Below are 12,747 nucleotides of genomic sequence, written 5' to 3' on the forward strand. Positions count from 1 at the left end.
TGATTTATTTTATTGTCAGATAAATTATTTTTCTGGGAAAAATCTTCTTACTTGGCCACGGACGTTATGACTCATGATGATGTCACCATATTCTTCAATCAATGCCGGCGCGACTTCTGCCGGATTGCTGTACTCTGTCAATGATGCCATCACACCCTGGACTTCATCCCTCGACAGGCGGTGGTCGAAAATGATTTCATAGTAGTATTCACCGCTGTAAACATGCAGCAAATCTTCATATACCGTCTCATCCATTTCAATCTGGTGAGCATATTCGATCAATGTTTCAAAATCATCAAACTTGACCATAGCCGATTCCACCACAGGCTCACGCTTGTCTGTCCCGGTGGCGCCTTCGACCGCATCGTTTAAGAATGATTCAATATCATTATCATTAATGTTCATGTTGGATTGGTCCATAGCATAATCTTCCTCACCGTTTTGAGATTTTGATACAATCACTTCTATGCCCCGGTCATATGCATGAACTTGAATCCACAGCGGACCTTCCATTCCAAAGCCTTCCCCGTGCTCCACATTGACTTCATCCATTACAGACCAGAAAAACTCTTCGCCGCGCTTCCTGTTCATCCAGAGTTCATCCCTGTCGAAACCCCGCTTCTCGATGTCGGCGTAAGTCATAAAGAATTTGATCGTCGACTCGTTGACACGTTCTATCCTCATTGATTTCACTTCCTCTCACAAGAGACTTATTACTTATAGTATACCTTCATTTACAGGAATAAAACAAATACATTGTTCCGTTCAATAAAGTATAGTCAAAAAGCCTGTGGATTTCAAGAAATCCGCAGGCTCGTGTAGAATATATCAGTTTATATAAGGGGGAACAAACTGAATTTAATTGTGTTGATGGGTGATTACATCTCTGCAAGTCTTTTTGCTTCGAGAAGATGAAAGTTCCTCACTTTACGTGGAAGGAAACGACGGATCTCATCTTCGTTATAACCAACCTGCAGGCGTTTTTCATCCATTATGATCGGCCTTCTCAAAAGACCTGGATTTTCCATGATTAATGTGTATAATTCTTTCATAGGTAAAGATTCAATATCCACATTCAACTTTTGAAAAGTTTTTGAACGGGTTGAGATGATTTCATCCGTGCCATCTTCGGTCATTCTTAAGATTGCCTTGACCTCTTCCAATGTCAACGGCTCGGAGAATATATTTCTTTCAGTATAAGGAATTTCATTTTCTTGCAACCACGCTTTAGCTTTCCGGCAAGACGTGCAACTTGGAGAAGTAAACAATGTTACCATACAACTCACACTCCAATACTCAATAGATTTGTATCATTAGTATACCCCATGTGGGACACTTTGTAACCATCCTCAGGAATGATTCGAGTGCTTCTACTAACTTACAACTCATATTATATAGGTCGAACATTAAAATAAAATGAGAAAACGTTAATAATCACACAAAAATTTAGAAAATTTTATTTTTGTCAAATTTGACGGAAATGCGACTGTATTGCAGTTATCGGTGATTTTTATTATCATTGCAGTAATGGATCAGATTGATTAGTCAATAAGGAAGGTAGCTAAAATGAAAACATTATTCTCAGGCGTACAACCGAGCGGCATACCGACGATCGGAAATTACTTAGGTGCATACAAGCAGTTCACCGAACTCCAGCATGAATACGACTCCTACTTCTGCATCGTCGACCAGCACGCGATCACCGTGCCGCAGGACAGGTTGAAATTAAGGGAGAACACCAAGACACTCGCAGCGATTTATCTCGCATCAGGCCTCGATCCGGAAAAGATCACGCTTTTCGTCCAGAGTGAGGTTTCGGCGCATGCCAAAGCAGCATGGATGCTGCAGAGCGTCACGTATATCGGCGAACTCGAACGCATGACGCAGTACAAGGACAAGGCCAGGAAACAGAGTGCCAAGGAAGGCATCAATGCGGGACTTCTCACCTACCCGACCTTGATGGCTGCGGATATACTGCTTTACGGTGCAAGCATCGTGCCGGTCGGCGACGACCAGAACCAGCATCTGGAGCTCACGCGTACACTGGCCGAGCGGTTCAACAACCGCTACAACGATATCTTCACGGTTCCGGAAGTGAAGCTGCCTGAAGTCGGCGGCAGGATCATGAGCCTGAACGAACCGACGAAGAAGATGAGTAAAAGTGATGATAACGCGAAATCATACATCTCGCTCCTCGACAACCCGAAGACCGCTGCAAAGAAAATCCGCAGTGCCGTCACCGATTCCGGCTCCGAGATTCGTTTCGACAAGGAGAACAAGCCGGGGATTTCAAACCTCCTTGTAATCTACAGCGGCCTGACGGGCCAGAGCATCAAAGACCTCGAAGCCGAGTATGAAGGTAAGAGCTACGGTGAATTCAAGACCGCGCTCGGCGAAGTGGTCGAGTCGTTCCTGACCGACTTCCAGGAACGCGTCAATGAATACGTCGAATCCGGACGCATCGACGACATCCTGGATGAAGGGCGCGAGCGCGCGAGCCGCAAAGCCGATAAGATGGTCGAAAAAATGGAGCGTGCGATGGGGCTCGGCCGGAAAAGAAGATAAGTTTCTACTATATTATATATGTGGGACCGCACACCGGATGGTGTGCGGTTTTTTGTGCGTTGAGGATTGGGGGAGGAAGGTCAACGGACCATCCAGGCACGTGCGACGAGCCGTTGGAGCTTTATCGGACCGTCCCGACGTGTGCGATGAGCCGTTGGAGCTTTAACGGACCGTCCCGGCGTATGCGACGAGCTGTTGGGGGTTTAACGGACCGTCCCGACGTGTGCGATGAGCCGTTGGAGCTTTAACGGACCGTCCCGGCGTATGCGATGAGCTGTTCGGGGTTTAACGGACCGCCCCGGTGTGTGCGACGAGCTGTTGGAGCCTTATCGGACCGTCCCGACGCGTGCGATGAGCGGTTGGAGCTTTAACGGACCGTCCCGGCGTGTACGATGAGCCGATGGGGGCTTCTACCGGCCAAACGAATACCCACTTGGATGATGGGGGCGATCTATCAGCCAAACCAATCCTCACTGGGCCGATGGGAGGCGTCCATCAATCAAACCACATGCCCAGTGAGCGATGGAAGGCCTCTATCAATCAAACCGCGCGCCCAGTGAGCGATGGAAGGCCTCTATCAATCAAACCGCGCACCCAGAGAGCGATGGGAGGCGTCTATCGCTCAAACCACGTGCCCAATGAGGGATAAGGGGATCTTTATTAACCGGCAATAAAAAACCTCCTCCCGCAAAACGGGAGGAGGTCCTCATAATCAATTATTCGTATTTTTTGAATAGGAGTGATGCGTTGTGGCCGCCGAAGCCGAGGTTGTTGCTCAGCGCGTATTTGAAGTCGCCTTCTTCGACGCCGTCCGGTACGTAGTTCAAATCACATTCCGGATCCGGGTTGCGCAGGTTGATCGTCGGGTGCACTTTGCCGTTCTGCAGGCTCAGTGACGAGATGATCGCTTCGACTGCACCGGTTGCGCCGAGCAGGTGGCCGGTCATGGATTTCGTCGAGTTGACGAGCAGCTTATTCGCATGGTCGCCGAACACCGTCTTCAATGCGAGGGTCTCGTAAAGGTCGTTATACGCCGTGCTTGTGCCGTGGGCGTTGACGTAGTCGACTTCTTCAGGTTCGACCCCTGCATCTTTCAATGCTTCCTGTATCGCACGGGCACCGCCTTCGCCGTTTTCAGCCGGTGCGGTGATGTGGTATGCATCCCCCGTCATGCCGTAGCCGACGATTTCTGCATAGATGTTTGCACCGCGTGCGAGTGCGTGCTCCAATTCTTCAATCACAACAACGCCTGCACCCTCGCCCATGACGAAACCATCACGGTCTTTGGAGAAAGGTACGGATGCGTTATCCGGATCTTCCGAAGTTGAAAGTGCCCTGCTCGACTGGAATCCAGCCATGCCCATTTCAGTGATCGGTGCTTCTGTACCGCCTGTGATCATCGCGTCGGCCTGGCCGCGCTCAATGATCTTGAAAGCATCACCGATTGAGTTCGTGCCTGTCGCACAAGCCGTCACCGTCGCGCCATTCGGACCTTTTGCACCGTGGCGGATGGATACCTGGCCGCTTGCCATATCCGGTATCATCATCGGTACGAAGAACGGGCTCACCCTTCTCGGTCCTCTTTCATACAATACTTTAAAACCGTCCTGCAGTGCCTGGATGCCGCCGATGCCGGAACCGATCCATACACCGATGCGTTCTGCGTTACCATCATCTATCACAAGCCCGGAATCCTTGACCGCTTCGTCGGATGCCACGACCGCATACTGAGTAAAGCGGTCCATCCTCCTGGATTCTTTTTTATCGATGTAATCCCCGATATTGAAATCCTTCAACTCACCTGCAACATGAACATTGAACTCACTGTTGTCGAATCTGGTGAGCTTATCAATACCGTTCACACCTTTCAGTGCATTTTCCCATGTTTCTTTTGCTGTATTCCCGATCGGTGTCAATGCACCGATACCTGTTATTACGACTCTTCGCTTAGTCATGTGTCTCCTCCTTATTCTTACCCCAAGTTAAGCAAATTGCCCCCCATGTCAGTCCGCCGCCAAAACCGACCAGCACGAGGTTGTCTCCTGCCTTTATTTTACCATTTTTCAGCTCATGATGAATACTGAGAGGTATGGAAGCTGCAGAAGTATTTCCATATTTATCTATTGTACTGCTCATCCGTTCTTTTGGCATCTTCATCCGTTCCCTTGCAGCGTCCATGATGCGGATGTTTGCCTGATGCGGTACGAGCATATCGATGTCTTCGTTCGTAAAACCTGCCTTTTCAGTTACGTTCACGCTGGATTCGCCCATCTGACGCACAGCGAACTTGAATACTTCACGGCCATTCATGCGCAGCTTGCCGTCATCTTTATCATCGTAAAGATACTGTCCACCGCTGCCTTTGCTGCCGAGTTCGAATGATCTGATGCCGAAGCCTTCATCCACTTCGCCCATTACGGCAGCACCCGCCCCGTCACCGAAGAGGACGGCCGTAGAGCGGTCCGTGAAATCAGCGATTTTGGAAAGCTTATCGACGCCTACGACCAGTACGTTCTTATAAGTGCCTGCCTGGATGAACTGGCTCGCGGTGATCATGCTATAAATAAAACCCGTGCATGCTGCAAGCTGATCCATCGATGGTACATTGTTCAGACCCAATCTATCCTGGAGGATATTGGCAACTGCCGGGAAACGGTGGTCACCTGTTGAAGTCGCGACGATGACCAGATCTATGTCCTCTTTGCCGACGCCGGAATCTTCAAGTGCACGTTCTGCCGCAATCACCGCCATATCGGAAGTGTCCATATCATCTTCGGCAAACCTGCGTTCTTTTATGCCGGTCATCTCTGTAATCCATTCATCTGAGGTATCGAGAATTTTTTCGAAATCAAAGTTCGTGAACACTTTATCGGGGACATAAGTACCCAGTCCCAACACGCCTACATTCTTCATTTGACCACACCTTATTTATAATCTCATGTTATCACTAGGTACTAATTTATCATAAATTCACATTTTCCACAATAAAAAAAGCATCCACAATCAAGTGGATGCTCATGTATTCCGTTATTCAGAGAGACCTACCTGGTACAGGCCGCCACCGGATTTAGGGTTGAAGCCTTCAGGATCATGTCCAAATTCTTCGCTCCAGCCGACGACGTTTTCACGCACAGGCGTGACATACGCACGGTAAAGTGTCGGTGCAACCGGGATTTCCTCGACCATCAATTCCTGCCACTCGTGGTAGATTTCTGTACGGGTGTCAGTATCGAGCGCTTCCTCGGAGTTGCCTCTTTCAATCAGCTCAGTACTCTCCTCAGTATCATAGCGCGGATAGTTGAATGGCGCCTCAGGGCCATAAAGACCGCCAGGGTCAGCATCTGTTCCTACGCCCCATGCACCCTGGTAAATATCGATTGCAGGGTCGTCATTTTCAACCATGTCATAGAATGTGTTGAACTCGATCAGACGGCCGTTCGTCTTGACAACGTTCAGGCCGACTTCTCTCCATGACTGGATGTAGTAGTTTGCGAGCGGTTCAGCAACGTCGCCGCCGCTCATCGATGCCATCTGGATTTCAAGCGGCTCGCCGTTTGGATCTTCACGGAGTCCGTCGCCGTCGACATCTTCATATCCTGCTTCATCAAGGATCCGTTCCGCTTCTTCCGGATCGTATTCAGGTACGTCCAGATCGTCCTTATGGAATGCTGCGTGGTAAGGTGTGATCAATGATGTCGCTTTCCAGCGCAGACCGTTGTAGAACTGTTCGCCGACTGCATCGTTGTCCATTGCATGCCACATTGCACGGCGGAGTTCAACATCGCCCATCTTCATTTCTTCAGGCATGTAGTTCACCCTGTTTTCCTCTGCATCCCATTCACCGAGTTTGAACCCGATGTAGGTGTATGCTGCATCAAGCTGTCCCAGCCACTCTACACCTTCCATATCCGCAACATCCGGATACTGGTCAGTCGGGAATGATAATGCCACATCGATATTACCGGCTTCCACAGCATTGGCAATTGACGAAGGTGGAACGACTTCCACATTGATGCCGTCCAGTTGAGGCTCGCCTCTCCAGTAATCTTCAAACTTCGTCAGCACAATCGACTCACCCGGTGTGATGGACTCGACCTGATATGCGCCGATTCCGATCGGGTTTTCACGTGTCTGCTCTGCGTTCGGCATATCCGCCACTTCCACACCTTCATAGTGATGTTCCGGGAATGCATAAAACCAGAAACCACCGTTCGTCAGTGAAGGTGCAAGTTCTGTATAAGTGAATACCGCCGTTTGATCGTCGATGATCTCGATGCCTGAAATCTCATCCGCTTCACCGGCTTTGTATTCGTTGTAGCCTTCGATCAGTGTGAAACCATCCGTCGTACCGCGGACACCTTCATAATCCGGGTGACCGATCACTTCATAGGAAGCGACATAGTCGGAGATTTTCAAAGGTTCCCCGTCATGCCATGTCACGCCGTCCTGAACGGTGAACGTGACCGTACTGTCCTCTTCGTTCATTTCATAAGTGATCGCGCCGTCATTCGTCGCAATCTGGTTTTCATCGAATGTGAAGACCGATTCATCGAAGAACTCGATCATTTCAGCATCCGGTGCACCTGAGTAGAACGCCCAGTTCAGAGTACCTTCAAAAGGTGTATCGGAACTATAACCGACATTAAGCGTACCTTCCCCTGTCGGCTCGGAATCATTGGAAACAACCTGCGGGAAGTCTTCATAGTTGTAGACCTGGCTGCCGTCCGCCGATCCTTCATCCGCAGACTCGCCGTCCTCCCCTTCTTCAGTTCCCTCTTCAGCACCCTCTTCTGTGCCTTCTTCAGTCGATGTATCAGAGTCCCCGGCATCTTCCCCCGAGTCCCCTCCGTTGCCGCAGGCCGCAAGAGCCAGGACGAAAACCAGCATCGTTAGAAACATTAATCTTGACCACGAAAGTTTCGCCATCATATTTCCTCCCCATTATAAGATTAAACTGAATATATACTAAAAGTTCAGTCCCCTGAATCTCAGTACCAGAAATCGGTTAATAATTTCATGTTGATCTTCTGATTATGAAACCTTTGTAAAAATAATGTTATCACAATTATCTGAAAAAACAATATACCATTCACCTTTTTTGCCTTATAAATATAATTTTACACCATTATGTAGGTGGTCATGAAGGGCAGTGACCAGCATGACCATCCGGATGCAATCCAAACTTTTATAAAATTATATTTGTGCGTCACGGCTGATTGAATTCAGATTTTTTGAACTTTCAGCGGATACAGCTTATAACCATTATAAATTGTTATAATTTGTATGTAAAGCGCTTTCAATGTTTTCATTTAAATAATTTTCAAAATAATGGAACATCCGGCATGATGCAGGAACTGGCGGCAGCAACCGCCAGTGCCCAATTGATCAGGCCTGCCTCTGTCTTGCATCCCCTGCGCGTCTCAGTGCTTCACCGATGTTACGGACGCACAGCATCAGCAATAAAATCATCAATGCCGCAGGCAGCCAGATCCACCATCTGTTCTGCAATGTCTGCGTCTGTGTGGCATAAGCGAGCAGTGTGCCGAGCGATGGATAATCTTCCGGGAAGCCGAAACCGAGGAACGAGAGACCCGATTCGATTCCGATGTTCGCCGCAAGTGACAGCGTGGCGTTCACTATGATGATCCCCACCAGGTTCGGCATGAGCTGGCTGAAGATGATTTTGGCAGGTGAACTTCCGAGCGTCTTCGATGCATTGATGTAATCCAGTTCTTTTTCCTGCAGTGCCAATGAACGGATCAGCCTTGCCGTACCCATCCACAGGAATGCCGCCATGATCGCACTGAATGTCCAGATGTCATAGGACGGTACGATTGTTACGAAAACGATGACGATCATCAGGAACGGCAGTACAAGGAAGAAATCGACGACACGCATCAGTGCGTTGTCGAACTGGCCGCCGAAGTATCCTGAAACGAGGCCGTAGACGATGCCGAATCCGACGCTCATGAGCGTCACAAGGAACCCTATGGCGAGCGAGTTCCGGGTGCCAATGATCAGCTGGCCGAATATGTCACGGCCGCCGTAGTCCGTCCCCAGCCTGAATTCCTCATTCGGCGGCTGGTTGATCGCAAACAGGTCGACGAATACAATCTGTGCCTGGTCGAGGAACATCGTCAGGCCGAATACATAAGCCGTGATCGCGGTGAACAGTATCAGTGAAAATAGAGCGAGCTTATCCGCTATCATCTCCTGGACGATCACTTTCCATCCGGGTGTACTCTTCGGCAGCGTCTTGTAATCCAGGCCGCCGTGATCACCTGCGCCCGGCGGCATATCGGATTTCATATGCGTCGACATTTCCGTTCCGCCGTAGATCCTGTCATCCCGTCTGTTTCCGTAAGGATCGGCGCTGCCCGAATCGCGGCTCGTGCTCTGTTCGGCACTGGCCGCACGGTGCCTTTGGGCCTCCTTTTCGCGAGATGCTTCAGTCTGAGCTTCGTGTTCTTCTTTATTCAAATCTTCATCTTTCCGACTCATTTTACATCCCCCTCCCTACTTAATCCTGATCCTTGGATCGACGATGCTCAGAATGATGTCAGACAGCAATGCACCGAGGATTGTCAAAAATCCGTAAAATAAGATCAATACGTTTGCGACACTGAAGTCACGCGTCGATATCGACTCGAGGAACAGCGCGCCCATGCCCGGATATGCGTAGACCCACTCGATGAAGATCGAGCCGCCGAGCAGTCCGACGAGTTCATACCCGAAGAATGCAGCAATCGGGATGATCGCATTCCTGAAAATGTGCTTCAAGTACAATGCGGCCGATTTCACACCTTTGGCGCGGGCGAGCATGACATAGTCCTTCTGCTGCGCTTCGATGACGCCGCTCCTGAGATACTGCACGGTGCCGACGAGGCCGATCAGGGCGATCGAGAAGCTCGGCAGTATCAGGTGGTTTATTTTGCTGAGTATATAATCGATGGAGCCGGGTTCAAGCCCCGCTCCGACACTCCCGTTCGTCGGGAAGACCCCGAAATGGTAGCCGAAGATCCACAGCAGCACGAGGCCGAAGACGAACGTGGGCGTCGCGAATCCCAAATATGTGTAGCCTGTGATCACGGAATCCAAAAGGGAGTCTTTGTAGCGGCCGGAAATGAGGCCCAAAGGAATCCCGATCAGATAGATGATGATCACCGAGAAAAGTGACAGCCAGACCGTGTTCATCAGACGGTCGCCGATGACATCGAGCACCGGACGCTGGTGGAAGATCGAATTGCCGAAATCTCCCTGGAACATCGCCACGACCCAGTCCCTGTATTGTATGTACCATGGGTTATCAAGTCCGAGTGCTTCCCGACGCGCCTGGATGGCCTCTGCAGGAATCGACGGGTCAATCAGTCCGGACAATGCATCGCCCGGCATCAGCGAGCCCAGGAAAAAGACAAGGATACTCAACAGGACGAGCTGTGGAAAAGTGATCAGTAATCTTCTCAAAGTAAATTTAATCATGGCTCATCAACCTTTCACCGGCAACGCAGCTTTATGCGTTTCGGAAATTGCCCTAAGCGGGAAAACACGGCCGTCTTCATCCAGATATTCGGCGAAATGCTGGTCGTACTCCTCTTTGATCTGCCTGCGGAGCTGCATGTTCCGCTCCACCTTGTCCACATTCGTATCGGGAATCGCGGCGATCAGACGCTTGGTGTAGATATGCTGGGGGTTGTTGAATATCTCTTCGGCAGTGCCCTCCTCCACCAGGCGCCCCTGGTACATGATGCCGATATGCTGGCACATGTGCCGCACAACCCCGAGATCATGCGCAATGAAGAGCATCGTCAAATCCATGTCCTGCTGGATTTCCTGCATGAAGTTCAGGACCTGCGCCTGAACGGAGACGTCGAGTGCCGAGACGGGCTCATCGGCGATGATCAGCTTCGGATTCAGCGCAATCGCACGTGCGACCCCGATCCTCTGCCGCTGACCGCCCGAGAACTCATGCGGGAATTTATACAGCGAGCCCGGCGGCAGGCCCACCCTGTCCAGCAGCTTCAGCACTTCTTCAATCAAATCACTCTTCGACAATTTCTCATAATTCTTCAAAGGCTCGGCGACGATGTCGAATACCCGTTTCCGCACATTCAATGAAGAGTACGGATCCTGGAATATCATCTGTATATCCCTGTGGACTCCGATCTTCTTCCCCTTGCCGCTCAATTTCTCCCCCTGGAAATAAATATCCCCTTCAGTGATTTCATTCAGGCCCATCACCGCCTTGCCCGTCGTCGTCTTGCCGGACCCGGATTCCCCGACCAGCCCGTAAGTCGTGCCTCTGGGTATTGCGATGCTCACCCCGTCGACGGCCCTCACATGATCTTTCACCGTGTTGAAGAAGCCGCCCTTGATCGGGAAATGCACTTTCAAATCATTGATTTCCAACAGATTTGCGCTCATCGTCCGACGCCCCCTTCTTCCATCTGAAGTGCTTCAACCCGCTTCTCCATCTCCCCGTGCCCCATTGAAGTATCAAGATAGAAATCCTGATAGCATGTGCATCTCACAAGGTGCCCCGGTTCGACTTCGCGGAGCTTCGGCTGATGTTCATGCGCCTCTTCCGGGATCCACGGGATCCTCGGTGCGAATCTGCAGCCTTCGCGGTCCATCTTGTTCAGGGCCGGGACGACGCCCTGGATCACATGCAGCTTGCTGCCGAGCTGCTCTTCAGACGGCAGCGAGTTCAACAGCGAGCGTGTATACGGATGTTTCGGGTTCTTGAAGAGTTCCCTCACCGGTGCAACTTCCACGATCTGCCCGGCATACATCACCGCAACCCTGTCCGCCATCTCAGCGACGACGCCAAGGTCGTGGGTGATGAGTAAGACACCGGAGCCGAGGTCGTCCTGCAGTTCCCGGATCAAATCCAGTATCTGCGCCTGGATCGTCACATCGAGTGCCGTCGTCGGCTCATCCGCGATGAGGAGCTTCGGCCGGTTGGCTATGGCTATGGCGATCACCACACGCTGGCGCATTCCTCCTGAGAGTTCATGCGGATAGTTTTCAGCCACCCTCTCCGGGCGCGGGATGCCCACTTTTTCCAACAATTCGATCGTATACAGCTCGCGCCCGCTTTTCCTGACCGTGCCGTGGATCTTCAGCGTCTCCTGGATCTGATGCTTGATCTTCATCAACGGGTTCAGTGCGGTCATCGGGTCCTGGAAAATCATCGCAATATCCCCGCCGCGTATCCTATTCATCTGACGCTCGTTGTTTTTCAGTATATCCTTCCCCTGGAATAAAACTTCCCCGCTCACCCGGGCGTGGCGATGCAGCCCCATAAGAGAAAAGGCTGTCGCGCTTTTGCCTGACCCGGATTCCCCGACAAGCGCGAGCACTTCATTTTCCCTGATCCTTATGCTGACATCATCAACGGCCGGATAATATTCCCCGTCTATTTTGAATGAAGTCGTTAAATTGTTCGCTTCCAAAAGATATTCAGACATTCCTCATCCCTCTTTCAACATTACTTGGTTTAGGCATTCATAAAACAGAATATTCAAATAATTATTCCCGTATGATTTTACAGGATTTCATATTTGAATGCACCCTTCATCCCGCATTTCACAATGTCATTGAAACTATGTGATTTTGGAATTGGCGGATTATTCTAAAATCAGCCGGTTATGTATAGCATAGTGGTTTGAATACATATTTTCAACGCCGCCCGCCAACGCTGTTTGTATATACATCCGACTCCAATATACACCACCGTATATTTATTTTCAATCTCTTATTGGAGGCGGAAGCCCCACTATTGAAAACGGTTGCAAAAATATGCTTATATCCCAGCGTTTCACAAAGATATTGTGAAATAAATATTTATCTGAAGTTTTTACATTACGGCATGTATACTTTTCGGCGGTTTTATATTATGATATAAACTAGCTAAATATGTTTAGGAGTTGTCACTTCCATGAAATATATCGTTACATTCGTCTGGGCACTCATGCTGACGCAAATGGTCAACTTCATATTGAACAGTCTTGCCGGCGGCGGCCCGTACAGCTTCATGAGCGGGATACTGCTTGCCGTACTGATCACGTTGACTGTCTTCATACTTGATATCATGATGAAAGACCCCAACGAGACTGCTGAATGACAGCAGCGGACGATCCCCTGCCTTCTTCGGCAGGGGATTTTATTTAAAAATAAATTAAA

The 12,747-nt window shown here is 49.9% G+C and carries 11 protein-coding genes; 2 read left to right on the forward strand and 9 right to left on the reverse strand.

Features of this window, described 5'->3' with window-relative positions; all coding sequences use genetic code 11:
* Positions 1-24: 24 nt before the first annotated feature.
* A complete protein-coding gene (mecA, locus tag CRN96_RS12510) occupies positions 25-684 on the reverse strand; it encodes an adaptor protein MecA (RefSeq protein ID WP_097042727.1) in 660 nt (219 codons plus the stop codon).
* Positions 685-878: 194 nt separating this feature from the next.
* Positions 879-1,277 carry a transcriptional regulator SpxA gene (gene spxA / locus CRN96_RS12515; protein ID WP_097042729.1) on the reverse strand — a complete coding sequence of 133 codons (399 nt, stop codon included), beginning with the start codon at positions 1,275-1,277 and terminating at the stop codon, positions 879-881.
* Between the two features lie 289 nt (positions 1,278-1,566).
* Between spxA and trpS the strand changes: the two genes are divergently transcribed.
* Positions 1,567-2,565 (forward strand): tryptophan--tRNA ligase, encoded by a 999-nt coding sequence (gene trpS, locus CRN96_RS12520; protein ID WP_097042731.1) that lies wholly within the window; start codon positions 1,567-1,569, stop codon positions 2,563-2,565.
* 716 nt (positions 2,566-3,281) lie between these two features.
* Here trpS and fabF read toward each other — a convergent pair.
* From fabF to CRN96_RS12555, 7 genes are all read right to left on the reverse strand, one after another.
* A complete protein-coding gene (fabF, locus tag CRN96_RS12525) occupies positions 3,282-4,520 on the reverse strand; it encodes a beta-ketoacyl-ACP synthase II (RefSeq protein WP_097042733.1) in 1,239 nt (412 codons plus the stop codon).
* Positions 4,513-5,478, reverse strand: a complete 966-nt coding sequence (locus tag CRN96_RS12530; protein WP_097042735.1) for a beta-ketoacyl-ACP synthase III — start codon at positions 5,476-5,478, stop codon at positions 4,513-4,515. Before CRN96_RS12530 ends, fabF begins: the two co-directional genes overlap by 8 nt.
* Before the next feature lie 114 nt (positions 5,479-5,592).
* Complete coding sequence (locus CRN96_RS12535) at positions 5,593-7,491, reverse strand: oligopeptide ABC transporter substrate-binding protein (protein ID WP_097042738.1); 1,899 nt, start codon at positions 7,489-7,491, stop codon at positions 5,593-5,595.
* Positions 7,492-7,950: 459 nt separating this feature from the next.
* Complete coding sequence (locus CRN96_RS12540; RefSeq protein ID WP_245844716.1) at positions 7,951-8,862, reverse strand: ABC transporter permease; 912 nt, start codon at positions 8,860-8,862, stop codon at positions 7,951-7,953.
* Positions 8,863-9,081: 219 nt separating this feature from the next.
* Positions 9,082-10,044 (reverse strand): ABC transporter permease, encoded by a 963-nt coding sequence (locus CRN96_RS12545; RefSeq protein ID WP_097042740.1) that lies wholly within the window; start codon positions 10,042-10,044, stop codon positions 9,082-9,084.
* Between the two features lie 6 nt (positions 10,045-10,050).
* Positions 10,051-10,986: an ATP-binding cassette domain-containing protein gene (locus CRN96_RS12550; protein ID WP_097042742.1), complete on the reverse strand. Its 936-nt coding sequence runs from the start codon at positions 10,984-10,986 to the stop codon at positions 10,051-10,053.
* Positions 10,983-12,032 (reverse strand): ABC transporter ATP-binding protein, encoded by a 1,050-nt coding sequence (locus CRN96_RS12555; RefSeq protein ID WP_097042745.1) that lies wholly within the window; start codon positions 12,030-12,032, stop codon positions 10,983-10,985. The genes CRN96_RS12550 and CRN96_RS12555 overlap by 4 nt, the downstream gene beginning before the upstream one ends.
* Positions 12,033-12,502: 470 nt before the next feature.
* Here CRN96_RS12555 and CRN96_RS12560 point away from each other — a divergent pair, with 470 nt between their 5' ends.
* Entirely contained in the window at positions 12,503-12,688 is a 186-nt protein-coding gene (locus tag CRN96_RS12560) for a DUF2929 family protein (protein ID WP_097042747.1), read from the forward strand.
* Positions 12,689-12,747: the final 59 nt, after the last annotated feature.

This window comes from Salinicoccus kekensis (assembly GCF_900220995.1).
GTDB classification, from domain to species: domain Bacteria; phylum Bacillota; class Bacilli; order Staphylococcales; family Salinicoccaceae; genus Lacicoccus; species Lacicoccus kekensis.